Annotated in this window: 37 protein-coding genes; 35 read left to right on the plus strand and 2 right to left on the minus strand. The window is 69.3% G+C overall.

Annotated features, from left to right (window positions below; genetic code table 11):
- The first annotated feature begins 88 nt into the window (after positions 1-88).
- The 9 genes from M3147_RS00210 (at position 89) to M3147_RS00250 (ending at position 8,573) form a co-directional block, all read left to right on the plus strand.
- On the plus strand, positions 89-952 hold the full coding sequence (locus tag M3147_RS00210) for a T6SS immunity protein Tdi1 domain-containing protein (protein ID WP_251201550.1): 864 nt from the start codon (positions 89-91) through the stop codon (positions 950-952).
- Positions 952-1,290, plus strand: a complete 339-nt coding sequence (locus M3147_RS00215) for a hypothetical protein (RefSeq protein ID WP_251201551.1) — start codon at positions 952-954, stop codon at positions 1,288-1,290. Before M3147_RS00210 ends, M3147_RS00215 begins: the two co-directional genes overlap by 1 nt.
- Positions 1,291-1,359: 69 nt before the next feature.
- Positions 1,360-1,836: a DUF6121 family protein gene (locus M3147_RS00220; RefSeq protein ID WP_251201552.1), complete on the plus strand. Its 477-nt coding sequence runs from the start codon at positions 1,360-1,362 to the stop codon at positions 1,834-1,836.
- Between the two features lie 78 nt (positions 1,837-1,914).
- Complete coding sequence (locus M3147_RS00225) at positions 1,915-2,565, plus strand: spermidine/putrescine ABC transporter substrate-binding protein (protein WP_251201553.1); 651 nt, start codon at positions 1,915-1,917, stop codon at positions 2,563-2,565.
- Between the two features lie 237 nt (positions 2,566-2,802).
- Positions 2,803-3,177, plus strand: coding sequence for a 30S ribosomal protein S12 (rpsL, locus tag M3147_RS00230; protein WP_022889720.1), 375 nt, complete (start codon positions 2,803-2,805; stop codon positions 3,175-3,177).
- Positions 3,177-3,647 (plus strand): 30S ribosomal protein S7, encoded by a 471-nt coding sequence (gene rpsG / locus M3147_RS00235; RefSeq protein WP_092668506.1) that lies wholly within the window; start codon positions 3,177-3,179, stop codon positions 3,645-3,647. The genes rpsL and rpsG overlap by 1 nt, the downstream gene beginning before the upstream one ends.
- A gap of 111 nt (positions 3,648-3,758) precedes the next feature.
- A complete protein-coding gene (fusA, locus tag M3147_RS00240; protein WP_308201022.1) occupies positions 3,759-5,873 on the plus strand; it encodes an elongation factor G in 2,115 nt (704 codons plus the stop codon).
- A gap of 132 nt (positions 5,874-6,005) precedes the next feature.
- Positions 6,006-7,199 carry an elongation factor Tu gene (gene tuf / locus M3147_RS00245; RefSeq protein ID WP_189083708.1) on the plus strand — a complete coding sequence of 398 codons (1,194 nt, stop codon included), beginning with the start codon at positions 6,006-6,008 and terminating at the stop codon, positions 7,197-7,199.
- A gap of 138 nt (positions 7,200-7,337) precedes the next feature.
- Entirely contained in the window at positions 7,338-8,573 is a 1,236-nt protein-coding gene (locus M3147_RS00250; protein ID WP_251201554.1) for an acyltransferase family protein, read from the plus strand.
- Between the two features lie 25 nt (positions 8,574-8,598).
- On the opposite strand, the gene M3147_RS00255 is transcribed toward M3147_RS00250, so the two are convergent.
- Positions 8,599-9,057: an OsmC family protein gene (locus M3147_RS00255; RefSeq protein ID WP_251201555.1), complete on the minus strand. Its 459-nt coding sequence runs from the start codon at positions 9,055-9,057 to the stop codon at positions 8,599-8,601.
- Positions 9,058-9,567: 510 nt separating this feature from the next.
- On the opposite strand from M3147_RS00255, the gene rpsJ reads away from it, so the two are divergent.
- The 23 genes from rpsJ to map all read left to right on the plus strand — a co-directional run bounded on the left by rpsJ (position 9,568) and on the right by map (position 22,149).
- Positions 9,568-9,876, plus strand: a complete 309-nt coding sequence (gene rpsJ / locus M3147_RS00260; RefSeq protein WP_087135818.1) for a 30S ribosomal protein S10 — start codon at positions 9,568-9,570, stop codon at positions 9,874-9,876.
- 8 nt (positions 9,877-9,884) lie between these two features.
- On the plus strand, positions 9,885-10,541 hold the full coding sequence (gene rplC / locus M3147_RS00265; RefSeq protein WP_189083711.1) for a 50S ribosomal protein L3: 657 nt from the start codon (positions 9,885-9,887) through the stop codon (positions 10,539-10,541).
- Between the two features lie 3 nt (positions 10,542-10,544).
- Positions 10,545-11,204 (plus strand): 50S ribosomal protein L4, encoded by a 660-nt coding sequence (gene rplD / locus M3147_RS00270; RefSeq protein WP_243567468.1) that lies wholly within the window; start codon positions 10,545-10,547, stop codon positions 11,202-11,204.
- Positions 11,201-11,506, plus strand: coding sequence for a 50S ribosomal protein L23 (gene rplW, locus M3147_RS00275; protein ID WP_189083713.1), 306 nt, complete (start codon positions 11,201-11,203; stop codon positions 11,504-11,506). The genes rplD and rplW overlap by 4 nt, the downstream gene beginning before the upstream one ends.
- A gap of 15 nt (positions 11,507-11,521) precedes the next feature.
- Positions 11,522-12,361: a 50S ribosomal protein L2 gene (gene rplB / locus M3147_RS00280; protein WP_251201556.1), complete on the plus strand. Its 840-nt coding sequence runs from the start codon at positions 11,522-11,524 to the stop codon at positions 12,359-12,361.
- A 12-nt stretch (positions 12,362-12,373) separates the two neighbouring features.
- A complete protein-coding gene (gene rpsS / locus M3147_RS00285) occupies positions 12,374-12,655 on the plus strand; it encodes a 30S ribosomal protein S19 (protein ID WP_022889728.1) in 282 nt (93 codons plus the stop codon).
- Between the two features lie 25 nt (positions 12,656-12,680).
- Positions 12,681-13,046, plus strand: a complete 366-nt coding sequence (gene rplV, locus M3147_RS00290; RefSeq protein WP_189083715.1) for a 50S ribosomal protein L22 — start codon at positions 12,681-12,683, stop codon at positions 13,044-13,046.
- Positions 13,046-13,801, plus strand: coding sequence for a 30S ribosomal protein S3 (gene rpsC / locus M3147_RS00295; RefSeq protein ID WP_251201557.1), 756 nt, complete (start codon positions 13,046-13,048; stop codon positions 13,799-13,801). Before rplV ends, rpsC begins: the two co-directional genes overlap by 1 nt.
- A gap of 2 nt (positions 13,802-13,803) precedes the next feature.
- Positions 13,804-14,223, plus strand: coding sequence for a 50S ribosomal protein L16 (gene rplP / locus M3147_RS00300; protein WP_189083717.1), 420 nt, complete (start codon positions 13,804-13,806; stop codon positions 14,221-14,223).
- Positions 14,223-14,543, plus strand: coding sequence for a 50S ribosomal protein L29 (gene rpmC / locus M3147_RS19215; protein WP_285872697.1), 321 nt, complete (start codon positions 14,223-14,225; stop codon positions 14,541-14,543). Before rplP ends, rpmC begins: the two co-directional genes overlap by 1 nt.
- Positions 14,544-14,545: 2 nt before the next feature.
- Entirely contained in the window at positions 14,546-14,848 is a 303-nt protein-coding gene (gene rpsQ, locus M3147_RS00310; RefSeq protein ID WP_189083719.1) for a 30S ribosomal protein S17, read from the plus strand.
- A gap of 32 nt (positions 14,849-14,880) precedes the next feature.
- Positions 14,881-15,249, plus strand: a complete 369-nt coding sequence (gene rplN / locus M3147_RS00315; protein WP_189083720.1) for a 50S ribosomal protein L14 — start codon at positions 14,881-14,883, stop codon at positions 15,247-15,249.
- A 3-nt stretch (positions 15,250-15,252) separates the two neighbouring features.
- Complete coding sequence (gene rplX / locus M3147_RS00320) at positions 15,253-15,612, plus strand: 50S ribosomal protein L24 (protein WP_251201558.1); 360 nt, start codon at positions 15,253-15,255, stop codon at positions 15,610-15,612.
- Positions 15,612-16,196, plus strand: coding sequence for a 50S ribosomal protein L5 (gene rplE, locus M3147_RS00325; protein WP_251201559.1), 585 nt, complete (start codon positions 15,612-15,614; stop codon positions 16,194-16,196). Before rplX ends, rplE begins: the two co-directional genes overlap by 1 nt.
- Before the next feature lie 165 nt (positions 16,197-16,361).
- Positions 16,362-16,760: a 30S ribosomal protein S8 gene (rpsH, locus tag M3147_RS00330; protein ID WP_251201560.1), complete on the plus strand. Its 399-nt coding sequence runs from the start codon at positions 16,362-16,364 to the stop codon at positions 16,758-16,760.
- A 4-nt stretch (positions 16,761-16,764) separates the two neighbouring features.
- Positions 16,765-17,301 carry a 50S ribosomal protein L6 gene (gene rplF / locus M3147_RS00335; protein ID WP_251201561.1) on the plus strand — a complete coding sequence of 179 codons (537 nt, stop codon included), beginning with the start codon at positions 16,765-16,767 and terminating at the stop codon, positions 17,299-17,301.
- A gap of 2 nt (positions 17,302-17,303) precedes the next feature.
- Positions 17,304-17,663 (plus strand): 50S ribosomal protein L18, encoded by a 360-nt coding sequence (gene rplR, locus M3147_RS00340; protein ID WP_243567474.1) that lies wholly within the window; start codon positions 17,304-17,306, stop codon positions 17,661-17,663.
- Positions 17,664-17,689: 26 nt separating this feature from the next.
- The gene (gene rpsE / locus M3147_RS00345; RefSeq protein WP_308201023.1) at positions 17,690-18,364 is read left to right on the plus strand and encodes a 30S ribosomal protein S5; all 675 of its coding nucleotides are present in this window, start codon (positions 17,690-17,692) and stop codon (positions 18,362-18,364) included.
- Positions 18,364-18,549 (plus strand): 50S ribosomal protein L30, encoded by a 186-nt coding sequence (gene rpmD / locus M3147_RS00350; RefSeq protein ID WP_067948559.1) that lies wholly within the window; start codon positions 18,364-18,366, stop codon positions 18,547-18,549. Before rpsE ends, rpmD begins: the two co-directional genes overlap by 1 nt.
- Positions 18,549-19,211 (plus strand): 50S ribosomal protein L15, encoded by a 663-nt coding sequence (gene rplO / locus M3147_RS00355; RefSeq protein ID WP_251201562.1) that lies wholly within the window; start codon positions 18,549-18,551, stop codon positions 19,209-19,211. Before rpmD ends, rplO begins: the two co-directional genes overlap by 1 nt.
- Positions 19,212-19,347: 136 nt before the next feature.
- Positions 19,348-20,670, plus strand: coding sequence for a preprotein translocase subunit SecY (gene secY / locus M3147_RS00360; protein ID WP_251202118.1), 1,323 nt, complete (start codon positions 19,348-19,350; stop codon positions 20,668-20,670).
- Positions 20,667-21,293 carry an adenylate kinase gene (locus tag M3147_RS00365; RefSeq protein ID WP_251201563.1) on the plus strand — a complete coding sequence of 209 codons (627 nt, stop codon included), beginning with the start codon at positions 20,667-20,669 and terminating at the stop codon, positions 21,291-21,293. The genes secY and M3147_RS00365 overlap by 4 nt, the downstream gene beginning before the upstream one ends.
- 4 nt (positions 21,294-21,297) lie before the next feature.
- On the plus strand, positions 21,298-22,149 hold the full coding sequence (gene map / locus M3147_RS00370) for a type I methionyl aminopeptidase (RefSeq protein ID WP_308201024.1): 852 nt from the start codon (positions 21,298-21,300) through the stop codon (positions 22,147-22,149).
- A gap of 52 nt (positions 22,150-22,201) precedes the next feature.
- Here map and M3147_RS00375 read toward each other — a convergent pair whose 3' ends face one another.
- Entirely contained in the window at positions 22,202-23,650 is a 1,449-nt protein-coding gene (locus tag M3147_RS00375; RefSeq protein ID WP_251201564.1) for an HNH endonuclease signature motif containing protein, read from the minus strand.
- Positions 23,651-23,805: 155 nt separating this feature from the next.
- Here M3147_RS00375 and ptsP point away from each other — a divergent pair, with 155 nt between their 5' ends.
- The 3 genes from ptsP to rpmJ all read left to right on the plus strand — a co-directional run bounded on the left by ptsP (position 23,806) and on the right by rpmJ (position 26,026).
- Positions 23,806-25,512 (plus strand): phosphoenolpyruvate--protein phosphotransferase, encoded by a 1,707-nt coding sequence (gene ptsP / locus M3147_RS00380; RefSeq protein ID WP_251201565.1) that lies wholly within the window; start codon positions 23,806-23,808, stop codon positions 25,510-25,512.
- A 104-nt stretch (positions 25,513-25,616) separates the two neighbouring features.
- Entirely contained in the window at positions 25,617-25,838 is a 222-nt protein-coding gene (gene infA / locus M3147_RS00385; RefSeq protein ID WP_011186713.1) for a translation initiation factor IF-1, read from the plus strand.
- Positions 25,839-25,909: 71 nt separating this feature from the next.
- Positions 25,910-26,026 (plus strand): 50S ribosomal protein L36, encoded by a 117-nt coding sequence (gene rpmJ / locus M3147_RS00390; protein WP_005050492.1) that lies wholly within the window; start codon positions 25,910-25,912, stop codon positions 26,024-26,026.
- Positions 26,027-26,180 lie beyond the last annotated feature (154 nt).

A 26,180-nucleotide genomic window follows, 5' to 3' on the forward strand; every position in this document is an offset into this window, starting at 1 on the left:
TGACCGGTCGCGGGCGTTCCCGCCGCGGCAGGCGCCCCGAGGCATCCCGCGCGCCGCACCGGTGCGCGCCGACCAGAGGAAGGCCCGCATGACGAGGTTCCGGAGCTTCGACCCGGTCGCCCCCATCTCCGACGAGACGATCGCCGCCTTCGCGGGCCGCGTGCCGGCCGAGGTCGCCGAGCTCTGGCGCACCCAGGGCGCCGGCTTCGTCGGCGACGGCTACTTCCGCTTCGTCGACCCGGCCCGCGCGGCCGCGATGCTCGAGGGCGTCTTCGGGCTGCCCGAGGGCAGCACCGTGCTGTTCACGACCGCCCTCGGCGACCTCGTGCTGCACGTGAACGGCCTCTTCCTCGTGATCAAGTCGCGCTGGGGCGCGATCGACCTCCTCGAGGGGGCGAGCTTCGACGAGCTCGTCGCCCTGATCGAGGACCCGGCGCAGCGCGACGTCGCCTGGGAGTGGCAGCCCTATCCCGCCGCCCGCGACCGCGACGGCGTTCCCGGCTTCGAGGAGTGCTACGGCTTCGTGCCGCTGCTCGCCCTCGGCGGCTCGCCCGACCCCGAGCGGCTGCAGCGCGCCGGGCTCTACGAGCACCTCGCGGTCATCGCGCAGCTCGCCGGCCAGCCCGAGGTGCGTCGGCACCTGCAGACGGCCGACACCGCGGACGGGGCGGCGGATGTCTCGGGCGACGAGCGCCTCGTCGCGGTGGGGCGCGCGCTCTTCCAGAAGCTCGCCCCCGACGCCCAGCTGAACGTCGTCGAACTGCCGGACGGCCTCGGCGTCTGCCTCGTGCACGCGGTCCGCGGCGGCGGCAAGATCTACGTCGCCCCCGACGAGACGGTGCTCTTCGTCGGGTCCGCGGTCGACTTCGAGGCGGGCCTCGGCGCGTTCCGCGACGGCGTGCGCACCCCGCTGGAGAAGTTCGACCTCGACCGGCCGGCGGGCGGCAACTGATGGCCGACGCTCTCGCCGAGCGCTGCGAGCGCCTGCGCCAGCCCGTCACCGAGCTTGTCGCGATCAGCATGTCCGCGGCCTATCGGGCGCAGGACCAGCCCGAGCTGCTGCGCGCCATCGGCGTCGTGCGCGGCATCCTCGCCGACGACCCGGCCGCCCTGCCGGAGGGTGCGCTCCGCGAGTGGATCCCGACCGCGCTCCGCAACCTCGAGCAGATGCGCGAGGCCGTCGAGCACGGCGACGCGGCGAAGTCGTACGCGATCCTCACCGACCAGACCGACGGCTTCATCCGCCTCGCCTACGGCTGCGCCGGTTTCCCCGGCTGGGAGCAGGGCTGAGCGGAGCGGATGCCTCGCGGCGACGCAAGCCCGACGCGGCCCGCGCGTCGAGCGCGTAGCCTCGAAGCCATGGAGCAGCGCGCACGGGACGCCTGGGTGGTCGCCGGGTTCGCGGCGGCGCTCGATCTCGCCCTGGTGGTGTGCGGCTTCGGCTTCGTGAGCCTCCTCGCCGACCTCGAGGTGGTCGGCGATCGAGAGGTCGGCGTGCTCGTGGCGCCCGTCGCGGTCGGTGTCGCGGTGCTCGTCGTGCTCCTCGTGCTCGGCGTGCGCCTGCGCCGCCCCGAGCGGATGGCCGCGACCGTCGTGCTGGCGGCGCTCGGCTCGTGGCTGGCCTTCGTGCTCGTCGCCGCGATCGGCCGCATCGTCTCCTCGACCGGCGACCCGGGGGAGGGGCTTCGCTTCGCCGTGGTGCTCGGGCTCGGCTGGTTCGGGCTGCTGATCCCGCTCTGCGCGGCGGTCACGGCCGCGGTCGCCGTGCTCGTCGCACGCGGCCGGCGGGGCGGCATGGAACGGCCGCGCTGGCCCTGGGAGCGCGACGAGGAGTAACCGGGCAGCCCGGTTGCGGCGCGCCAGTCGAGCGGTGAATCGGCGCAGCCGGGCGGCAGCGGCGCTATCGTGAAGCCCGTGCAGGGTTCGATCGAGGCTCGCGTGAGCTCGGAGGTCGACCGCTGGCTGCAATGGCTGCCGCGGTGGCGACCCGGCACGCACCGTGCCCGCGTGCGGCTCTGCCAGAAGTGCTTCGGTTCGCCGATCCTGGCCGCGGCGGGGCTCGACGTCGATGTGCCGCACCCCGTGCAGCACTCGTTCTCGATGCGCATGAAGACGGTCATCGACGACGCCGTCGACGACTACACGGCGCGGAACCTCCCGCTGCTGCACCGGGAGATCCGCCTCGCCGAGGAGCGCAAGTCGCGTCGGCCGTACCGGGCGGGCGAGGGCCTCGACCCCGAGTACCTCGGCCTGGAGCTCGACCCCGAGCCGGTGCCCGACCAGCCGTTCCTGTTCACCCTCGCCGGGCTCGAGGCCGACACCGCGGCCGCGGCGGCGGAGCCGGCGCCGCGTCCGTTCACGCCGGAGGAGAAGGAGGCGCTTCGCGAGGAGGTCCGCCTCGCGGACGACTTCGCGAAGCAGCTCGGCCGCCGCATCTGCGTCGAGCTCGCGCAGCATCGCCGCCGCATCGGCAACGCGGTCGAGCGCCTCGTCGAGCCGCAGGTCGCCGAGCTCCTCGCCGACCTCGAACGCGAGCTCGACGCCCCGGGATGGACCGGCGCCTGAGCGTGCGCCCTCCGCGAACATCGGCGCCGGCGGCCCGCGCCATTTGACCGCGACGTGACGCCGCATTACGATTGATCGGGTGTGCGCGCTCGCGCGTGCATGTCCGGGTGCCTGCGGACATCCGCGGTTCACCCCCACGGCATACCCACCACGAAGGCTCCGCAGTTCTGCGGCGCCGGCGGGTCTGATGTGAAATCCATCACCGCTGTCACCGTGCAGCACCAATGAGGAGAAGCAGTGCCAACCATTCAGCAGTTGGTCCGCAAGGGTCGCTCGCCGAAGGTCACCAAGACCAAGGCTCCCGCCCTGAAGGCCAACCCCCAGCAGCGCGGCGTGTGCACGCGCGTGTACACCACCACCCCGAAGAAGCCGAACTCCGCGCTCCGCAAGGTCGCCCGTGTGAAGCTCTCGAACGGCACCGAGGTCACCGCCTACATCCCCGGCGAGGGCCACAACCTGCAGGAGCACTCGATGGTGCTCGTGCGCGGCGGCCGTGTGAAGGACCTCCCCGGCGTGCGCTACAAGATCATCCGCGGCGCGCTCGACACGCAGGCCGTGAAGAACCGCAAGCAGGCTCGTAGCCGCTACGGCGCGAAGATGGAGAAGAAGTAATGCCTCGCAAGGGTCCCGCTCCGAAGCGCCCCGTCGTCGCCGACCCGGTGTACGGCTCGCCGGTCGTCAGCCAGCTCGTCAACAAGATCCTGATCGACGGCAAGAAGGACCTCGCGCAGCGCATCGTCTACGAGGCGCTCGAGAACGTCGCCAACAAGTCCGGTCAGGACGCGGTCGCCACCCTGAAGAAGGCGCTCGACAACGTGCGCCCGACCCTCGAGGTGCGGTCGCGTCGCGTCGGCGGCTCGACCTACCAGGTCCCCGTCGAGGTGAAGCCGCACCGCGCGAACACGCTCGCCCTGCGCTGGCTCACGAGCTACGCCAAGGCCCGTCGTGAGAAGACCATGACCGAGCGTCTCACCAACGAGATCCTCGACGCCTCGAACGGCCTGGGTGCCGCGGTCAAGCGCCGCGAGGACACCCACAAGATGGCCGAGTCGAACCGCGCCTTCGCCCACTACCGCTGGTAGTCGGCCGGGCGGATGCCCGGACTGGTCCCCTGAGCCTGTCGAAGGGCTCCAGGCCAGGCATCCGCCCGCCCCAGACCTTCCGTTCCGCACCACCCATCCGGAGGAACCCCCGTGGCACAAGACGTGCTCACCGACCTGAGCAAGGTCCGCAACATCGGCATCATGGCGCACATCGATGCCGGCAAGACCACCACCACCGAGCGCATCCTGTTCTACACGGGCGTGAACCACAAGCTCGGCGAGACCCACGACGGCGCCTCGACGACCGACTGGATGGAGCAGGAGAAGGAGCGCGGCATCACGATCACGTCCGCCGCGGTCACCTGCTTCTGGAACAAGAACCAGATCAACATCATCGACACCCCCGGCCACGTCGACTTCACGGTCGAGGTCGAGCGCTCGCTCCGCGTGCTCGACGGCGCCGTCGCCGTCTTCGACGGCAAGGAGGGCGTCGAGCCCCAGTCCGAGACGGTGTGGCGTCAGGCCGACAAGTACAACGTGCCGCGCATCTGCTTCGTCAACAAGATGGACAAGCTCGGTGCGGACTTCTACTTCACCGTCGACACGATCGTCAGCCGCCTGGGCGCGAAGCCGCTCGTGCTGCAGCTGCCGATCGGTGCCGAGAACGACTTCATCGGCGTCGTCGACCTGATCGAGATGCGCGCCCTCGTGTGGCCCGGCGACGCCAAGGGCGACGTGACCATGGGCGCCAAGTACGAGGTCCAGGAGATCCCGGCCGACCTGAAGGACAAGGCCGACGAGTACCGTCAGGCCCTGCTCGAGACCGTCGCCGAGACCGACGACGCGCTGCTCGAGAAGTTCTTCGGCGGCGAGGAGCTCACGGTCGCCGAGATCAAGGGCGCCATTCGCAAGATGGTCGTCAACTCGGAGATCTACCCCGTGCTCTGCGGCTCGGCCTTCAAGAACCGCGGCGTCCAGCCGATGCTCGACGCGGTCATCGACTTCCTGCCGTCGCCGCTCGACGTCCCCGCCATCGAGGGCCGCAACCCCCGCAACGAGGACGAGGTCATCGAGCGCCACCCCGACGCGAAGGACCCGTTCGCGGCCCTCGCGTTCAAGGTCGCCGTGCACCCCTTCTTCGGCCGCCTCACCTACGTGCGCGTCTACTCGGGTCACCTCGACTCGGGCGCCCAGGTCGTGAACTCGACCAAGGGCAAGAAGGAGCGCATCGGCAAGATCTTCCAGATGCACGCCAACAAGGAGAACCCGGTCGACTCGCTGACCGCGGGCAACATCTACGCGGTCATCGGTCTGAAGGACACCACCACCGGTGACACGCTGTGCGACCCGGACAAGCAGGTCGTCCTCGAGTCGATGACGTTCCCGGAGCCGGTCATCGAGGTCGCCATCGAGCCGAAGACCAAGGCCGACCAGGAGAAGCTCGGCACGGCCATCCAGAAGCTGGCCGAGGAGGACCCGACCTTCCGCACCGAGCTCAACCCCGAGACGGGTCAGACCGTCATCAAGGGCATGGGCGAGCTGCACCTCGACATCCTCGTGGACCGCATGAAGCGCGAGTTCAAGGTCGAGGCGAACGTCGGCAAGCCGCAGGTGGCCTACCGCGAGACGATCCGCCGCGCGGTGGACCGTCACGACTACACCCACAAGAAGCAGACGGGTGGCTCGGGCCAGTTCGCGAAGATCCAGTTCAAGCTGGAGCCGCTCGAGGTCGAGGGCGACAAGACCTACGAGTTCGTGAACGCCGTCACCGGTGGCCGCATCCCGCGCGAGTACATCCCCTCGGTCGACGCCGGCTTCCAGGACGCGATGCAGTACGGCATCCTCGCCGGCTTCCCGATGGTGGGCGTGAAGGCCACCCTCGTGGACGGCGCGGCACACGACGTCGACTCCTCGGAGATGGCGTTCAAGATCGCCGGTTCGATGGGCTTCAAGGAAGCCGCGAAGAAGGCGAACCCCGTCCTGCTCGAACCGCTGATGAGCGTCGAGGTCCGTACTCCGGAGGAGTACATGGGCGACGTCATCGGCGACCTGAACTCGCGCCGCGGCCAGATCCAGTCCATGGAGGACGCCGCCGGTGTGAAGGTCGTGCGTGCGCACGTCCCGCTCTCGGAGATGTTCGGATACATCGGTGACCTGCGGTCGAAGACCTCGGGCCGCGCCGTGTACTCGATGGAGTTCGAGAGCTATGCGGAGGTCCCGAAGGCGGTTGCCGACGAGATCGTCCAGAAGAACAAGGGCGAGTAACTCCTTCCACGGAGTTCGGCTCCCTGCCCGCACGACCCACCCGGGTCGCGTAACATATCAACACAACCCCGCAACCCACCGAGCGCAATCCGGCGCCCGTTGAAGTTGCACGATGTCCTGAGGAGGACCACAGTGGCGAAGGCCAAGTTCGAGCGGACCAAGCCGCACGTCAACATCGGCACGATCGGTCACGTCGACCACGGCAAGACGACGCTCACCGCCGCGATCTCGAAGGTGCTCGCCGACAAGTTCCCGTCGGCCACCAACGTGCAGCGCGACTTCGCGTCGATCGACTCGGCTCCCGAGGAGCGCCAGCGCGGCATCACGATCAACATCTCGCACGTCGAGTACGAGACGCCGAAGCGCCACTACGCGCACGTCGACGCCCCGGGTCACGCTGACTACATCAAGAACATGATCACCGGTGCCGCTCAGATGGACGGCGCGATCCTCGTGGTCGCGGCGACCGACGGCCCGATGGCTCAGACCCGCGAGCACGTGCTGCTCGCGAAGCAGGTCGGCGTGCCGTACCTGCTCGTGGCGCTCAACAAGAGCGACATGGTCGACGACGAGGAGATCCTGGAGCTCGTCGAGCTCGAGGTCCGCGAGCTGCTTTCGTCGCAGGGCTTCCCCGGCGACGACGCTCCGGTCGTCCGCGTCTCGGGCCTGAAGGCGCTCGAGGGCGACGAGAAGTGGGTCCAGTCGGTCCTCGACCTCATGGAGGCCGTCGACGAGTCGATCCCCGACCCGGTGCGCGACAAGGACAAGCCGTTCCTCATGCCGGTCGAGGACGTCTTCACGATCACCGGTCGTGGCACGGTCGTCACGGGCCGCGCCGAGCGTGGCACGCTGAAGATCAACTCCGAGGTCGAGATCGTCGGCATCCGCCCGACGCAGAAGACCACCGTCACGGGCATCGAGATGTTCCACAAGCAGCTCGACGAGGCCTGGGCCGGCGAGAACTGCGGTCTCCTGCTCCGCGGCACCAAGCGCGAGGACGTCGAGCGCGGCCAGGTCGTCGTGGCGCCGGGCTCGGTCACCCCCCACACCAACTTCGAGGGCACTGCCTACATCCTCTCGAAGGACGAGGGCGGCCGTCACAACCCGTTCTACGCGAACTACCGTCCGCAGTTCTACTTCCGCACCACCGACGTCACCGGCGTCATCACGCTGCCCGAGGGCACCGAGATGGTCATGCCCGGCGACACCACCGACATGACGGTCGAGCTCATCCAGCCGATCGCCATGGAGGAGGGCCTCGGCTTCGCCATCCGTGAGGGTGGCCGCACCGTCGGCGCCGGTACCGTCACGAAGATCCTCAAGTAAGGACCTCCGCGACAGCGACCTGAGAGGGGTCGGGCTTTCGAGCCCGGCCCCTTTCGTCGTCCCGTCGAACCTGACGAGATCCGGAGAGCTCGCCGCTCGCCCTGGCGGGTCGCGGCACTCGGACGTACCGTGGATGGGATGGCTTCCCCCACACCGCCATTCGTACGATCCGCGATCCGCCCGGAGGTTCAGGCGCTCCGGGCGCTCGCGGTGGGTGCTGTGGTGCTCCACCACGGCTGGCCGGCCGTCGCCCCGGCCGGCTACATGGGCGTCGACGTGTTCTTCGTCGTCTCCGGCTTCCTCATCACGGGCATGCTCGTGCGGGAGGCCGAGGCCGAGCGGGGCGTCTCGCTCACCCGCTTCTACCTGCGCCGCGCCCGCCGGATCCTTCCTGCGGGCGTCGCCGTGCTCGTCGTCGTCTCGGCGCTCACGATCGCCGTCGTGCCGATGGAGGAGTGGCGCGGCTGGTTCCGGCACATCGTGGCGAGCGCCCTCTACTTCGAGAACTGGCAGCTCGCGGTCGACTCGCAGATCCCGCGCCGCGCCGACCTCGAGTCGACCCCGGTGCAGCACTTCTGGTCGCTCTCGGTCGAGGAGCAGTTCTACCTCGTCTGGCCGTTGCTCGTCATCCTGGCCTTCGTGCTCGCGGCGAAGTGGGGGCGCTCCGGCCGCGTCCTGACGGTCGTGATCCTCGGCACGGTGACGGCCGCCTCCTTCGTGCACTCGATCCTGCTGACGGCGGCCGATGCGAACCTCGCCTACTTCGGCACCTTCGCCCGCGCGTGGGAGTTCGGCGCCGGGGCGCTGCTCGCGCTCTGGCTCTCCCGCCGGCGGGCTGGTCCGGCCGCGACGCGGGGCTGGATCCCGCAGCTGAGGTCCGCGGTCTCGTGGGGCGGGCTCGTCGCGATCCTCGTGCCGATCGCCCTGTTCCAGGACCAGGAGGTCTTCCCGGGCGTCGTGGTGCTCGCGCCCGTGCTCGGTACGGTCGCGGTCATCTGGGCGGGGATGCCGGAGCCGGCGTGGTCACCGGCCCGGCTCGCCGCTTGGCGCCCGGTGCAGTGGACCGGCGACGTCTCGTACTCGCTCTACCTCTGGCATTGGCCGATCTTCATGTTCGCGCCCTACCTCACCGGGATGCCGAGCCCGCCGTGGATGATGGTGCTGCTCGTCGTGCTCGCTCTCGCCGTCTCGGGGGCGTCGAAGCGCTGGATCGAGGATCCCTTCCGTCGGGCGAAGGGGCGGGTGCTCGCCCGGCCCACCCTCGTGCTCGGCGGCATCGCGACCGCCGTGGCGATCATCGTCGGCGCGGGGATGGCGATGCCCGGCATCGCTGCGGAGGAGCGGGGCCGCGCGTGCGAGGCGCCGCCGCAGTGAGCGGCCGGCCGGCGCCGGGGCGGTGTCAGCCCACCCGCGTGCCGTCGATCTCGGTGCTCACGTCGATCGCACCCTCGACGCTCCGGCCGACCGTGCACGCCTTCTCGATGGCGCGCGCCATGATGTCGATGAGCTTCGAGCGCTCGGCCTCCTCGAGACCGGACAGGTCGAGCACGAGGTCCTCGGCGATCGCCTCGTAGCGGTTGGATGCCTCGTCCGACTGCCCGTGTGCCCAGACCGTCATCGCGAAGTCGTCGCCGAGCCGCCGAGCGGCGACCCGGTCGGCCGAGAGGCCGACGCAACCGGCGAGGGCGAGCTTCAGGAGCTCACCGGGGGTGAAGTGGGTGCCGTCGAGCTCGGGCGCGCCGATCTCGACGGTGGCGCCGCGCGCGTTGCGGCCCACGTAGCGGCGCGAGGACCGGCGGGTCGCCGAGACGCTGCCGGGTCCTTCGTTCTTGCTCGGCTGCACAGTCGCGTCCGTCATCCTGGGGCCTCCTCGGCGTCGTCGATCGTCTCCCCCCATCATGACGTGTTCGCCCTGGTTCGCTGAGCCCGTCGAAGCGCGGTGGCTCGACGGGCGCAGGCGCGACACGCCCGGGTTGCACGGACCTGCCGAATATGGCAAACTCGTTGAGTTCAACATTTTGAACGGCGTGCCTTGCTGCGTGCCGTTCGAATCACTGCCAGGCAGTGCATAGCCCCCGGGTCCGAGAGGACGTCCGGCGTCAGGCTAGGCCGCGGGCAGCAGAACACGACAACCGACACCAACGAGACCCGGGGCGACCTGTGTCTCCGGCCGGGCGCGAGCTCGGGCGGGTGGAGGTGGCTCGACGGTCGAGCGTGTCGAGGCCATCGCAGCTGTTCGCAGCGCGCGGGGTGCCTTCGACAGGCTCGATCATCCGGCCGTTGACAGCAGAACAGTGGTGCGTAAGAACCACGCGGCGTCCAATGCCCTCGGAAGGGGTACGACGCCTTGACAGAGAGAGAGTTCGACATGGCGGGACAGAAGATCCGCATTCGACTGAAGTCGTATGACCACGAGGTCATCGACACCTCGGCGCGCAAGATCGTCGACACGGTGACCCGCGCGGGCGCCACGGTCGTCGGCCCCGTGCCGCTTCCGACCGAGAAGAACGTGGTGTGCGTCATCCGCTCGCCCCACAAGTACAAGGACAGCCGCGAGCACTTCGAGATGCGCACCCACAAGCGCGTGATCGACATCGTGGACCCGACGCCCAAGGCCGTCGACTCGCTCATGCGTCTCGACCTCCCGGCCGACGTCAACATCGAGATCAAGCTCTGAGGTTCGAAATGTCCACCGCTACCAAGAACGTGAAGGGTCTGCTCGGCACCAAGCTCGGCATGACCCAGGTCTGGGACGAGAACAACAAGGTCGTCCCGGTGACCGTCATCCAGATCGACCCCAACGTGGTCACCCAGATCCGCACCCCCGAGAAGGACGGCTACACCGCCGTGCAGATCGCGGCCGGTCAGATCGACCCGCGCAAGGTCACCCAGCCGCTCCAGGGCCACTTCCAGGCCGCCGGCGTCACCCCCCGCCGTCACGTCACGGAGATCCGCACCGCGGACGCCGCGTCGTACGAGGCGGGCCAGGAGCTCACCGTCGAGGGCACCTTCGAGGCCGGCCAGCTGGTCGACGTCGTCGGCACCTCGAAGGGTAAGGGCTTCGCCGGTGTCATGAAGCGACACAACTTCAAGGGCGTCTCCGCTTCGCACGGTGCCCACCGCAACCACCGCAAGCCCGGTTCGATCGGTGCTTCGTCGACCCCGAGCCGTGTCTTCAAGGGCATGCGTATGGCCGGTCGTATGGGTGGCGAGCGCGTGACCGTGCTCAACCTCCGCGTGCACGCCGTCGACGCCGAGAAGGGCCTGCTGCTCGTCAAGGGCGCCGTCCCCGGTGCCCGCGGCCGTCTCGTGTTCGTCCGTAACGCTGTGAAGGGGGCGTAGTCCATGGCTACCGCCAACACCATCGACGTCCTCGACGTCACCGGCAAGAAGACCGGCACGGTCGAGCTCCCCGCCGAGCTCTTCGACGTGCAGACCAACGTGCCGCTCATCCACCAGGTCGTCGTCGCGCAGCGCGCCGCCGCCCGTCAGGGCACGCACAAGACCAAGAACCGCGGCGAGGTGTCGGGTTCGGGTCGCAAGCCGTTCAAGCAGAAGGGCACCGGCCGTTCGCGCCAGGGCTCGGTCCGCGCCCCGGAGCACACCGGCGGTGGCGTCGTGCACGGCCCGACCCCGCGCGACTACTCGCAGCGCACCCCCAAGAAGATGATCGCGGCCGCCCTGCTCGGCTCGCTCTCCGACCGCGCCCGCGGCGGCCGCATCCACGCGGTCGAGGGCTTCGCGGCCGGCGACGTGGCCAAGACGAAGGACGCCGTGGCGCTCCTCGGCAAGATCGCGCCGGCGAAGCACTTCCTCGTCGTCCTCGCCCGGGGCGAGGAGCTCTCGGAGCGTGCCGTCCGCAACATCCCGGCCGTGCACGTGATCGTCGCCGACCAGCTGAACGCGTACGACGTGCTCGTCTCCGACGACATCGTCTTCAGCACGGCCGCGCTCGAGGCGTTCGTCGCCGCGAAGCAGGCCAAGAAGGAAGAGGTCTCCGCATGAGCTCCGCCGCTTTCAACAAGAACCCGCGCGACATCATCATCGCGCCGGTCGTCTCGGAGAAGAGCTACGGCCTGATCGACGAGGGCAAGTACACGTTCATCGTGGACCCCCGCTCGAACAAGACCGAGATCAAGCTCGCGATCGAGAAGATCTTCAACGTGCAGGTCGCGTCGATCAACACCCTGAACCGTCAGGGCAAGACCCGTCGCACCCGGTTCGGGATCGGCAAGCGCAAGGACACCAAGCGCGCGATCGTCACCCTCAAGTCCGGTTCCATCGACATCTTCACGGCTGTCGGCTGAGGAGCGTAGAAAACAATGGCTATTCGTAAGTACAAGCCCACGACCCCGGGTCGTCGCGGTTCTTCGGTCTCGGACTTCGCCGAGATCACCCGTTCGACGCCCGAGAAGTCGCTGCTGCGCCCGCTCTCCAAGACCGGTGGCCGCAACAACCAGGGTCGCATCACCACCCGCCACATCGGCGGTGGCCACAAGCGCCAGTACCGCGTCATCGACTTCCGTCGCAACGACAAGGACGGCGTGCCCGCCAAGGTCGCGCACATCGAGTACGACCCGAACCGCACGGCGCGCATCGCGCTGCTGCACTTCGCGGACGGCACGAAGCGCTACATCCTGGCGCCGGCGAAGCTCCGTCAGGGCGACCTGATCGAGTCGGGCCCCGCGGCCGACATCAAGCCCGGCAACAACCTGCCGCTGCGCAACATCCCCACCGGTACGGTCGTGCACGCCATCGAGCTCCGCCCCGGCGGCGGCGCGAAGATGGCCCGTTCGGCGGGCGCCTCGGTGCGTCTCGTCGCGAAGGACGGCCCCTACGCCCAGCTGCGTCTGCCCTCGGGCGAGATCCGCAACGTCGATGCGCGCTGCCGCGCGACCATCGGCGAGGTCGGCAACGCCGAGCAGTCGAACATCAACTGGGGCAAGGCCGGCCGCAAGCGCTGGAAGGGCGTCCGCCCGACCGTCCGCGGTGTCGCCATGAACCCGATCGACCACCCGCACGGTGGTGGTGAGGGCAAGACCTCCGGTGGTCGCCACCCGGTCAGCCCGTGGGGTCAGCCCGAGGGACGCACGCGTCGCCCCAACAAGGAAAGCGACAAGCTCATCGTCCGTCGTCGCACCGTCGGCAAGAAGCGCAAGTAGGAGTAAGAGAAGATGCCTCGCAGTCTCAAGAAGGGCCCCTTCGTCGACGAGCACCTGCTTCGCAAGGTCGTCGTCCAGAACGAAGCCGGCAGCAAGAACGTCATCAAGACGTGGTCGCGTCGCTCGATGATCATCCCGGCCATGCTCGGGCACACGATCGCCGTGCACGACGGCCGCAAGCACATCCCGGTGTTCGTCACCGAGACCATGGTGGGCCACAAGCTCGGCGAGTTCGCGCCCACCCGCACCTTCCGTGGACACGTGAAGGACGACAAGAAGGGCCGCCGCCGCTGAACGCGGTGGTGTGAAGGAGGAAGAAATGGTGGAGTCGATCGCCCGCGTGCGACACATCCGCGTCACCCCCATGAAGGCTCGCCGCGTCGTCAACCTGATCCGCGGCAAGCAGGCACAGGAGGCCCTGGCCATCCTGAAGTTCGCGCCCCAGAGCGCGAGCGAGCCGGTGTACAAGCTCGTCGCCTCGGCCATCGCGAACGCTCGCGTCAAGGCCGATGCCACGAACACCTACCTGGACGAGCAGGACCTGTACGTCGCGCGTGCATTCGTCGATGAGGGCACCACCCTCAAGCGTTTCCAGCCGCGTGCGCAGGGCCGTGCCTTCCGCATCAACAAGCGAACGAGCCACATCACCGTCGTGCTCGCCACGCCCGAGGAGGGTACGAAGTAATGGGTCAGAAGGTCAACCCGTACGGCTTCCGTCTGGGCATCACCACCGACCACGTGTCGCGGTGGTTCTCCGACTCGAACAAGCCCGGTCAGCGCTACGCCGACTACCTCGCCGAGGACGTCCGCATCCGCCAGATGCTGACCACCTCCCTCGACCGCGCGGGTGTCTCGCGTATCGAGATCGAGCGCACCCGCGACCGCGTCCGCGTGGACATCCACACGGCCCGCCCGGGTATCGTCATCGGCCGCCGCGGCGCCGAGGCCGAGCGCATCCGCGCCGACCTCGAGAAGCTCAGCGGCAAGCAGATCCAGCTCAACATCCTCGAGGTGAAGAACCCCGAGGCCGACGCCCAGCTCGTCGCGCAGGGCATCGCCGAGCAGCTCTCCGCTCGCGTGGCCTTCCGCCGCGCGATGCGCAAGGGTCTGCAGGGCGCGCAGCGCGCCGGCGCCAAGGGCGTCCGGATCCAGGTCTCCGGCCGCCTCGGCGGCGCCGAGATGAGCCGCTCGGAGTTCTACCGCGAGGGTCGTGTGCCGCTGCACACGCTGCGCGCGAACATCGACTACGGCTTCTACGAGGCGAAGACCACCTTCGGCCGCATCGGCGTGAAGGTCTGGATCTACAAGGGCGACATCACGAACAAGGAGCTCGCGCGCGAGCAGGCGGCCCAGAAGCCGTCGCGCGGCGACCGCGACCGTCCCCGCCGCGACCGCGCCCCCAAGGCTGCGGAGCCGGCGGCAGCAGGAGTTGAGGCGTAACCATGTTGATTCCCCGTCGAGTCAAGTACCGCAAGCAGCACCACCCCAAGCGCGACGGCGCCGCCACGGGCGGCACCAAGGTCAGCTTCGGTGAGTACGGCATCCAGGCCATCACCCCCGCCTACGTGACGAACCGTCAGATCGAGTCCGCTCGTATCGCCATGACGCGTCACATCAAGCGTGGCGGCAAGGTGTGGATCAACATCTACCCGGACCGTCCGCTCACGAAGAAGCCGGCCGAGACCCGCATGGGTTCCGGTAAGGGCTCGCCCGAGTGGTGGGTCGCCAACGTCAAGCCGGGTCGCGTCCTGTTCGAGGTCTCGGGCGTCTCCGAGGAGCTCGCGCGCGAGGCCATGACCCGTGCCATCCACAAGCTGCCCCTCAAGGCACGCATCATCAAGCGCGAGGAGGGCGACGCGTAATGTCCGTCGGAACTAAGGGGCTCGAGACCGTCGAGCTCGACACCTTCGAAGACGAGCGTCTCGTCGACGAGCTGAAGAAGGCCAAGGAAGAGCTGTTCAACCTGCGCTTCCAGTCGGCCACCGGCCAGCTCGAGAGCCACGGCCGCCTCCGCGCGGTCAAGCGCGACATCGCCCGCATCTACACGGTGATCCGCGAGCGCGAGCTCGGCATCCGGGCCACCCCCGCTCCGGTCGAGGTCCCCGCCAAGGCCGAGAAGAAGACCAAGAAGGCCAAGGCCGCTGACGACGCCGCCGACGCCGCTGAGACGAAGGAGGCCTGATCATGGCTGAGACCAAGAAGGCCGCCACGGCCGAGGTCGCCGAGACGGCCGAGCAGCGTCCGTACCGCAAGGTGCGCCGCGGCTACGTCGTCAGCGACAAGATGGACAAGACCATCGTCGTCGAGGTCGAGGACCGCGTGAAGCACCCGCTGTACGGCAAGGTCATGCGTCGCACCTCGAAGGTCAAGGCGCACGACGAGCAGAACACCGCCGGCATCGGCGACCTGGTCGTCATCTCCGAGACCCGGCCGCTCAGCGCCACCAAGCGCTGGCGCCTCGTCGAGATCGTCGAGAAGGCCAAGTAAGCCTCCTGGCTTGCTTATAGAAGGAGTTCGAAGTGCTTCAGCAAGAATCACGACTCAAGGTGGCCGATAACACCGGCGCCAAGGAGCTGCTCACGATCCGTGTCCTCGGTGGATCCAAGCGCCGGTACGCCGGCCTCGGCGACATCATCGTCGCGACCGTCAAGGACGCGATCCCGGGCGGGAACGTGAAGAAGGGCGACGTGGTCAAGGCCGTCATCGTCCGCACCCGCAAGGAGACCCGTCGTCCCGACGGCTCCTACATCAAGTTCGACGAGAACGCTGCGGTGATCCTCAAGAACGACGGCGAGCCGCGCGGCACCCGTATCTTCGGCCCGGTGGGCCGCGAGCTGCGCGACAAGAAGTTCATGAAGATCATCTCGCTGGCTCCGGAGGTGCTCTAACCCATGGCGAACATCAAGAAGGGCGACCTGGTCCAGGTCATCTCCGGCCGCAGCCAGGCCCGCGGTGGAGACCGCGGCAAGCAGGGCAAGGTCATCGAGGTGCTGGTCGACCAGAACCGCGTCGTCGTCGAGGGCGTCAACTACGTCACGAAGCACGTGCGGGTCGGCCAGACCCAGCGCGGCTCGAAGACCGGCGGCATCGAGACCCACGAGGCCCCGATCCACGTCTCGAACGTCGCGATCGTCGACCCCGAGACCAAGAAGCCGACCCGCGTCGGCTTCCGCACCGAAACCGTGACGAAGGACGGGGTCTCCAAGACCGTCCGCGTTCGTTACGCCAAGAAGTCAGGTAAGGACCTCTGATGACTGAGACTGCCGTGGCGGCTGGCAAAATCCAGCCCCGCCTGAAGCAGAAGTACCGCGAGGAGATCTCGAAGGGCCTCCTGGAGCAGTTCGGCTACACGAACGTGCACCAGGTCCCGGGCCTCGTCAAGATCGTCGTCAACATGGGTGTCGGCGAGGCCGCGCGCGATGGCAAGGTCATCGACGGCGCCATCGCCGACCTCACGAAGATCACCGGTCAGAAGCCGCAGGTCACGAAGGCCCGCAAGTCCATCGCGCAGTTCAAGCTGCGCGAGGGCCAGCAGATCGGCGCGCACGTCACGCTGCGCGGCGACCGCATGTGGGAGTTCCTCGACCGCCTCCTGTCGCTCGCGCTCCCGCGCATCCGCGACTTCCGCGGCCTGAGCGACCGTCAGTTCGACGGCAACGGCAACTACACCTTCGGTCTCACGGAGCAGAGCGTGTTCCACGAGATCGACCAGGACAAGATCGACCGCGTTCGCGGCATGGACATCACCGTGGTGACCACCGCCAAGAACGACGACGAGGGTCGGGCGCTGCTCAAGTCGCTCGGCTTCCCGTTCAAGCAGGTCGAGAACGCGTAGTAGACTCTACGAGTTTGTGCATGAGCCGGCACCGCTCCCCGAGCCAGTCGAGGGGAGCGGCGCCGGCACAGGCATTCGACGATTCGCAACCGCGAATCGCACCACCACAGGTCAGTCCCCGTGTACCGGGTCCTGAAACCTGGTGAACGTAAGGAACACATCGCCATGACGATGACCGACCCGGTCGCTGACATGCTGACCCGTCTGCGGAACGCCAACTCCGCCCACCACGACGCGGTGTCGATGCCCCACTCCAAGCTGAAGGGCCACATCGCCGAGATCCTCAAGCGCGAGGGCTATATCGCCGACTTCGAGGTCACCGACGCGCGCGTCGGCAAGACCCTCACGCTGAGCCTCAAGTTCGGCCCGAACCGCGAGCGTTCGATCGCGGGCATCAAGCGGGTCTCGAAGCCCGGTCTGCGCGTGTACGCGAAGTCGACCGAGCTCCCCAAGGTCCTCGGTGGCCTGGGCGTTGCGATCCTGTCCACTTCCAGCGGTCTGCTCACCGACCGCCAGGCCGAGAAGAAGGGCGTGGGTGGGGAAGTCCTCGCCTACGTGTGGTAAGTCCATGTCACGAATCGGACGACTCCCCATCGACATCCCCGCCGGTGTCGAGGTGAAGATTGACGGCTCCGCCGTCACCGTCAAGGGCCCGAAGGGTGAGCTCTCGCTCACCGTCGCGAGCCCCATCGAGGCCAAGGTCGATGGCGGCCAGGTCATCGTCAGCCGCCCGGACGACGAGCGCGAGTCGCGTTCGCTCCACGGCCTCACCCGCACGCTCATCGCCAACGACATCATCGGCGTGACCCAGGGCTACTCGAAGGGTCTCGAGATCGTCGGAACCGGGTACCGCGTGGCGCAGAAGGGCAGCGCGATCGAGTTCGCGCTCGGCTTCTCGCACCCGGTCGTCGTCGAGGCGCCCGCCGGCATCACCTTCGCGGTCGAGGGCAACACGAAGATCACCGTGTCGGGGATCTCGAAGCAGGCCGTCGGCGAGACCGCGGCCAACATCCGCAAGATCAAGAAGCCCGAGCCGTACAAGGGCAAGGGCATCCGCTACGCCGGCGAGGTCGTGCGTCGCAAGGCCGGAAAGGCTGGTAAGTAACCATGGCCGTGAAGAGCAAGTCGGCTGCGCGTTCGCGCCGCCACACCCGCCTTCGCAAGAAGATCGTCGGCACCGAGCTGCGTCCGCGTCTCGTCGTGACCCGTTCGGCCCGCCACGTCTTCGTGCAGGTCGTCGACGACGCCCAGGGCCGCACCGTGGCCTCCGCGTCGACCATGGAGGCCGACCTCCGCGCGTTCGACGGTGACAAGACCGCCAAGGCGAAGAAGGTCGGCGAGCTCGTCGCCGAGCGCGCCAAGCAGGCCGGCATCGCCGAGGTCGTCTTCGACCGCGGCGGCAACAAGTACGCCGGTCGTGTCGCGGCGATCGCCGATGGAGCGCGAGAGGCAGGGCTGAACCTGTGAGTGAAAACACTGTGAAGGAGACCGAGGTGGCCGCTGAGGCACCCGTCGAGACCGCTGCCGGTACCGAGCAGCAGCCCGAGCGCCGCGAGCGCGACGGTCGCCGTGGTGGCCGTGACCGCGGCCAGGGCGGTCGCGACCGCGGTGGCCGCGACGCCGAGAAGAGCCAGTTCCTCGAGCGCGTCGTCACCATCAACCGTGTGTCGAAGGTCGTCAAGGGCGGCCGTCGCTTCAGCTTCACGGCGCTCGTCGTCGTGGGTGACGGCAACGGACTCGTCGGCGTCGGCTACGGCAAGGCGCGCGAGGTCCCGACCGCCATCTCGAAGGGCGTCGAGGAGGCGAAGAAGAACTTCTTCCGCGTCCCGCGCGTCGGCAGCACCATCCCGCACCCCGTGCAGGGTGAGGCGGCCGCCGGTGTCGTCCTCCTGCGTCCGGCTTCGCCGGGTACCGGTGTCATCGCCGGTGGTCCGGTCCGCGCCGTGCTCGAGTGCGCCGGGATCCACGACGTGCTGTCGAAGTCGCTCGGCTCGTCGAACACCATCAACATCGTGCACGCCACCGTCGAGTCGCTGAAGCAGCTCGAGGAGCCGCGCGCGGTCGCCGCTCGTCGTGGTCTCGACTACGACGAGGTCGCACCCGCCCGTCTCCTGCGTGCCGAGGCCGAGGCGGCCGAGGCTGCCGCAGCAGCGAAGGCAGGTGCCTGATGGCCAAGCAGCTCAAGGTGACCCAGATCAAGTCCAAGGTGAGCGAGAAGCAGTACCAGCGCGACACGCTCCGGAGCCTCGGACTGAAGCGCATCGGCGACTCCGTCGTCCGTGAGGACACGCCGCAGAACCGCGGCTACGTCAAGACGGTCGCCCACCTCGTGAAGGTTGAGGAGATTGACTAATGGCTGACGAGAAGAACGTCGCCGAGGAGACCCCGAAGAAGGCTCCCGCGAAGAAGGCGCCGGCGAAGGCCGCCGCCGAGAAGGCTCCGGCCGCCAAGGCTCCGGCCAAGAAGGCCGGCGCCGCCAAGGCCGACACCGCTGAGAAGGCTCCGGCCGAAAAGGCGCCCGCCAAGAAGGCTCCGGCCAAGAAGGCGGCACCGAAGGCCGACGTCGTCGAGGCCCGCGAGCAGGTCCTGAAGGTGCACCACCTTCGTCCGGCTCCCGGCGCCAAGAAGGACAAGACCCGCGTCGGTCGCGGTGAGGGCTCGAAGGGCAAGACCGCCGGTCGCGGCACCAAGGGCACGAAGGCCCGCAACACGGTGCGCCCCGGCTTCGCGGGCGGCCAGCTTCCGTACCACATGCGTGCGCCGAAGCTCCGCGGCTTCAAGAACCCCTTCCGCGTCGAGTACCAGGCTGTGAACCTGGACAAGCTCGCGGAGCTCTACCCGAAGGGCGGCGACGTCACCGTCGCCGACCTGGTGGCCAAGGGCGTGGTTCGCAAGAACGAGCGCGTGAAGGTGCTCGGCAACGGCGACCTGCAGGTGAAGCTCAACGTCGCCGTCGACAAGGTCTCCGGCTCGGCCGAGCAGAAGATCGTCGCGGCTGGCGGCTCGGTCAAGTAACCGATCCAGCATCGAAGTTCGAGCCTGTCGGGACCTCGCGTATGATTCACGGGGGTCCTGACAGGCTCGAATCGCATCCGGGCGCCGCGCCCCGATGCTGTGTATGACGCTCCACGACGGAGCAACAGGAGGACGAGTGTTCAACGCGATCGGGCGGATCTTCCGCACGCCGGACCTGCGCCGGAAGATCGGCTTCACCCTGGGCATCATCGCCCTGTTCCGTCTGGGCTCGTTCATCCCCGCGCCGTTCGTGGACTTCTCGAACGTCCAGGCCTGTCTCGCGGCGAACCAGGGGGCGTCCGGGCTCTACGAGCTCGTGAACCTCTTCTCGGGCGGTGCGCTGCTGCAGCTGTCGATCTTCGCGCTCGGCATCATGCCGTACATCACCGCGTCGATCATCGTGCAGCTCCTGCGCGTCGTGATCCCGCACTTCGAGACCCTCTACAAGGAGGGCCAGGCCGGTCAGGGCAAGCTGACCCAGTACACCCGGTACCTCACGATCGCCCTGGGCGTGCTGCAGTCGACCACCCTGATCACCGTCGCCCGCTCGGGCGCGCTGTTCAGCGGCTCGGCCGACCCGTCCTGCTCGCAGCTCATCACCAACGACGCCTGGTACGCGATCCTCCTGATGGTCATCACGATGACCGCGGGTACCGGCCTCATCATGTGGATGGGCGAGCTCATCACCGAGCGCGGCATCGGCAACGGCATGTCGCTCCTCATCTTCACCTCGATCGCCTCGACCTTCCCCGGTTCGCTCTGGGCCATCGGCATCTCGCGCGGCTGGGACGTTTTCGCGATCGTCCTCGCGATCGGCCTCATCGTCGTCGTCGCGGTCGTCTTCGTCGAACAGTCGCAGCGGCGCGTGCCCGTGCAGTATGCGAAGCGCATGGTCGGTCGGCGCACCTACGGCGGCAACAACACCTACATCCCGATCAAGGTGAACATGGCCGGCGTCGTGCCGGTCATCTTCGCCTCCTCGCTGCTCTACCTGCCCGCGCTCATCGCGCAGTTCAACCAGCCGAAGGCGGGCGAGGAGATCCAGCCCTGGGTCGCGTGGATCACGAACTACCTGACCAAGGGCGACCACCCGCTCTACATGCTGCTGTACTTCCTGCTCATCGTCGGCTTCACGTACTTCTACGTCGCGATCACCTTCAACCCCGACGAGGTCGCCGAGAACATGAAGAAGTACGGCGGCTTCATCCCCGGCATCCGCGCGGGCCGCCCGACGGCCGAGTACCTCGACTACGTGCTCACCCGCATCACGTTCCCGGGCTCGCTCTACCTGGGCCTCATCGCGCTCATTCCGCTCATCGCGTTCGCGCTGGTCGGGGCCAATCAGAACTTCCCGTTCGGCGGTGCATCGATCCTGATCATCGTCGGCGTCGGTCTCGAGACCGTCAAGCAGATCGACGCGCAACTCCAGCAGCGACACTACGAAGGACTCCTCCGATGACCAGCGCCGACGCAGCCCGCTCCGCCCGTTTCCTCATCGTCGGCCCGCAGGGCTCCGGCAAGGGCACCCAGGGTGTGCTCGTCGCTGCGGCGTTCGACGTGCCCCAGATCGCGACCGGGGACATCTTCCGGGCCAACGTGAAGGGCGGCACCGCGCTCGGCAAGCAGGTGCAGTCGATCATCGAGGCCGGAGACCTGGTGCCCGACGAGCTGACGAGCGCGCTCGTCGCCGACCGGCTCGCCCAGCCCGACGCGGCCGAGGGCTTCCTGCTCGACGGGTACCCGCGCAACCGCGGACAGGTCGCCGATCTCGACGCCTTCCTGGAGCCCCGCGGTGAGGCGCTCGACGCCGTCATCGAGCTCGAGGTGCCGCGCGAGGAGTCCATCGCCCGGCTGCGTCAGCGCGCGGTCGAGCAGGGGCGCACCGACGACACCGAAGAGGTCATCGCGAACCGTCTCGCGATCTACGAGCGCGAGACTGCACCGATCCTCGACGTCTACCGAGCGCGGGGCATCGTCGTGCGCATCGACGGCGTCGGCTCCCTCGACGAGGTCACCTCGCGCATCTTCGCAGCGCTGGCCGCCCGGGGGCTCGCCCCGGTGCACCCGGGCGTCGTCGCCTGAGCCGGTGTTCCGCCGCTCCATCCTGAAGTCGCCGGCCGAGCTGCGCGCCATGCGCGCGGCCGGTGAGGCGACGGCGGCCGCACTCGACGAGGCGCGCCGGCTGATCGCCGTCGGCGCGACGCCGCTGGAACTCGATGCCGCCGCCGAGCGGGTCATCCTGGACCGTGGCGGCCGGTCGAACTTCCAGCTCGAGCCCGGCTACCGGCACACGCTCTGCGTCTCCGTCGACGACGACGTGGTGCACGGCATCCCGGGCGAGCGGCCGTTCCGCCCCGGGGACCTCGTCTCGGTCGACGGCGGCGCGGAGGTCGACGGCTGGAACGGCGACGCGGCGTTCTCGCTCGTGCTCGACGACCCCGACCGGCCGGAGGTGGTCGCGTCCCGTCGCGAACTCGTGCGGGTGACGGAGCTCGCGCTCTGGACCGGCATCGCCACGCTCGCGACGGCGCGTCACCTGAACGAGGTCGGTGGCGCGATCGAAGACGCGGTGCTCGCGGAGGCGGATGCCCCGGGCGGCACCGGCCGGCAGTACGGAATCCTGCTCGACTACGTGGGGCACGGCATCGGACGGCGCATGCACGAGGAGCCGCCGGTGTTCAACTATCGGGTCGACCGCCGCGGGCCGGCGGTGAAGCCGGGCCTCGTCGTCGCCATCGAGCCGATGATCGTCGCCGGCTCGATCGAGACCTTCGTGCGCGACGACGGCTGGACGGTGACGACCGCCGACGGCTCGGACGCCGCGCACGTCGAGCACTCGGTCGCCGTGCACGCCGACGGCATCTGGGTGCTCACCGCCGCAGACGGCGGCGCGGCCGGGCTCGCGCCCTTCGGCGTCACGCCGGTTCCCATTCCCTGAGCCCGGCTGCAGCCCCTCCCGTTCCCACGCCACCGTTCCCACGCCACCGTTCTCACGCCACCACCACCGCCGGCGTGCGTGATCGTGCGCCATGATCGCGCCAGGGCCTCACCGGGCGGTTGCCCGGTCTGGGCACCTGCTGGGGGTCGAGGTGGGCGGGTGGGATGAACCAGCTGCGTCCGTCGCGGACTCGGACGACCCAGCCGTCGTCGTGCACCCGATGATGGTGGTGACTGCAGAGCAGAATGCCGTTGTCGAGGTCGGTCGTGCCTGCGTCGCGGCCCCACCACGCGATGTGGTGCGCCTCGGTATGACTCGGCGGACGACGACACCCCGGCCACGCGCATCCGCCGTCGCGTTCGGCGAGTGCGAGCTTCTGCGCCGTGGTGAAGAGCCGCGCCGAGCGGCCGAGCCGCAGTGGGAGCTCCCCCCGCCCGACCAGCATGGGCGAGATGCCCGCCGAGCCGATGAGCTCGCGCACCGACTCGAGTGAGACGGGCTGCTCGATGCCGTCGATGGTCGCCGCGCCCCGGCCGGCGACGAGCTCCTCGGCATCGGCGCGGACCACGACCGTCACCGAGCGGAGCGTCGGAACGTCGGAGCAGCCGAGGGCGTGCCGGGCGAGATCGGCGAGCGCATCGGCGTTCAGCTGGGCGATCGTGCGCGTCTCGCTCGTCGCCTGGTCGCCCCGCGGTTCCGCCGCGGTGGGCTGGGGAGCGCGGGCGTCGCGGGCGCGGTGGAGCTCTGCGCCGACGAGCGCATCGATCGCGGAGGTGACCACGGCGCCGTTCACCGGATCGAACGCACCGCGCACGTTCACCATGCCCGCTCGGTCTTGCCAGATCCGGAGCCCGCGCCTGGCGCGGAGTTCGTCTTCGCGGGGCTTGACGCCATCGGGATCGAGTCGTGCCTCGAGCCGCTTCACCAGCAGGCCCAGCCCGTCGACCCCGACAACCGGGGCGCGCTCGACGAGGAACGCCTCGGACGCCGCGAGCTCATCGGGGTCGGCCCGCAGTTCGACCCGGTCGAGGAACCGCCGGATGACGTCGGCCGCTTCGAGCCCGAGGAGGCCGTCGTGAAGCGCGCGCGCCAGCTCGGGCCGCTTCGGCGGCAAGGTCTCCGCCGCGAAGGAGGAGTGGGTCGCCGTCGCGCGGCCCACCGCGACGAGCCGTGCTGCCTCGACGTATCGACCCGCGGTGAGCTGGGCGATCAGCCGCTCGGGCGTGGTGCAGCCGCGCGCCTTGGCGAGATCGTCGCCGGCGATGCCGCTGCACCGATCGTCGAGCTCGGCGGCCACCCTCGCCTGCAGCGACTCCGCGAGCCGGGAGAGGCGGGCGATCGCCTCGATCGCCCGCACCAGGCCGTCGTCGCTCATCGCCCGCGCATCGGCCTCGGGGCGCGAGCTCGGGCGGGTGAGCGCCCCCTGCCACACCGTCCCGACGGCAGCGGCCGCCGCGCTGAACGCGGCGAGTGCCGCCGGAGCGGTGCTGGAGTTCGTCATGCCTCCATCGTCCCAAACCGGCGGCGGAATTCGAAGACCTGTTCGACAATAGCGCCACTTCGAGATCGTTATAGCCGCACGAACCTCACCTCGGCGCGCGACCGCGGGCTAGGGTGAACGAGGAGCAAGGGACGCCACCGACGGGGGAGGACCGCATGCGCGACATCCAGGGCATCGGCATCGGGCAGGGGGTCGCGGCGGGGCCCGTCGTGCGCATGGCCGAGCCGCTCCCGGAGCCGGAGGACCGCGCGAGCGCGCTCGACGCCTCCCGGGAAGAGGAGCGGGCGCGCGCCTCCCTCGCCGCCGTCGCCGAGGAGCTGCAGCGCCGGGGCGCGCGCGCCGGCGGCGCCGCCAAGGACGTGCTCGAGGCGCAGGCGATGATGGCCGGCGACCCGACCCTGATCGCGGACGTCGTGAAGCGTCTCGCCGAAGGGCGCACCGCCGAGCGCGCCGTGTACGAGGCGTTCGCCGCGTTCCGCGAGCTGCTGGCCGGCATGGGCGGCTACCTCGGGGAGCGCGCCGCCGACCTCGACGACGTCTCGCAGCGGGTGGTCGCGCACCTGCTCGGCGTCCCGGCGCCCGGCGTGCCCGAGCCGGGGCATCCCTTCGTGCTCGTCGCCCGCGACCTGGCCCCGGCCGACACCGCGATGCTCGACCTCGAGCAGGTGCTCGCGCTCGTCACGAGCGACGGCGGGCCGACCTCGCACACCGCGATCCTCGCCCGCGAGCAGTCGATCGTCGCCGTGGTGGGCGCCGCCGAGGCCAGCACGCTCGTCGACGGCGAGCAGGTGCTCGTCGACGCCGAGCGCGACCTCGTCGTCGTCTCGCCGAGCGAGGCGCAGCTCGCCGAGGCGCGCGAGCGCATGGCCGCCCGGAAGCGGGCCGCCGAGGCGCCGGCGACTCCCGGCGCGCTCGCGGACGGCACCCCGGTGCCGCTCCTCGCGAACCTCGGCTCCGTCGCGGGCGCCGCGGAGGCGCTCCGCCTGGGGGCGGAGGGGGTCGGGCTCTTCCGCACCGAGTTCCTCTTCCTCGACGCCGAGCGTGCGCCGAGCGTCGCCGAGCAGCAGGAGCAGTACACGAGGCTGCTCACCGAGTTCGCCGGCAAGAAGGTCGTCGTGCGAGTGCTCGACGCCGGCGCGGACAAGCCGTTGGCCTTCCTGAACGACGCCGAGGAGGAGAATCCGGCGCTCGGGCTCCGCGGCATCCGCGCCCTCCGTCGCTCGGAGCCGGTCCTGCGCGACCAGCTCGCGGCGCTCGCCGCGGCCGGCGCGGCGAGCGACGCCGAGCTCTGGGTGATGGCGCCGATGATCGCGACCGTCGAGGAGACCCGCTACTTCACGGCGCTCGCCACCGAGCTCGGCGTCCGCACCGCCGGGGTGATGGTCGAGGTCCCCGCGGCGGCGCTCCTCGCCGAGCAGGTGCTGGGCGCGTGCGACTTCGCCTCGATCGGCACGAACGACCTCACCCAGTACACGATGGCGGCCGACCGCCTCCTCGGCAGCGTGGCGCAGTTGCAGAGCCCCTGGCACCCCGCCGTGCTCCGCCTCATCTCGGAGGTCGGCGCCGCCGGGACGAGCACGGGCACCCCGGTCGGCATCTGCGGCGAGGCCGCTGCCGACCCGCTGCTCGCCGTCGTCCTGGTGGGGCTCGGCGCGACCAGCCTGTCGATGTCGCCGTCGGCGCTCGCCGACGTCCGCGCCTCCCTCGCGCGATACGGGATGGACGACGCTCGCGCGATCGCCCGGGCGGCCCTGGCCGCCGAGGGGGCTGCCGAGGCGAAGCGGGCGGCCGCCGAGGCCGCCGAGGCCGCTCTCGCGGCGCGAGGCTCGGTTGGCGATTCCGTTCGGAATGATCTACAGTAGACCCTTGGTGTTCTGCACCTGCGCTTCGGCATGCGCCGACAGCGCGCCACGGTGCGGAACCATCGCACGACCGACCACCTTTACCCCCAAGCGATAGTGAGGCTATGGCCAAGAAAGACGGTGTCATCGAGATCGAGGGCTCGGTTATCGAGGCGCTCCCGAACGCAATGTTCCGCGTCGAGCTGACCAACGGGCACAAGGTCCTGGCCCACATCTCCGGCAAGATGCGGCAGCACTACATCCGCATCCTCCCGGAGGACCGCGTGATCGTGGAGCTCAGCCCCTACGACCTGACCCGCGGGCGCATCGTCTACCGCTACAAGTAAGGGCTGTCGGAAAGTAACGGCCCGCGGCGTCCTGCGGGTACGAGGACAGCGAATCGAAGGAAACATCCCTCATGAAGGTGAACCCCAGCGTCAAGCCGATCTGCGACCACTGCAAGGTGATCCGCCGTCACGGCCGCGTCATGGTCATCTGCAAGTCGAACCCGCGCCACAAGCAGCGCCAGGGCTGACCTGCGGCGGTCCGTGCCGCGCACGGATCCGCGACAACTGAACACGGCAGTGCCAGAACCCGCCGCCCGATCACTCGGGAGCGGGGGACACCTCGGGAGGAGGCCCGGGCACCGGCACTGCTTCACACCTCCACTCACTCACAGGAGAAGCCAC

The organism is Agromyces mediolanus, assembly GCF_023715325.1.
GTDB lineage: Bacteria > Actinomycetota > Actinomycetes > Actinomycetales > Microbacteriaceae > Agromyces > Agromyces mediolanus_A.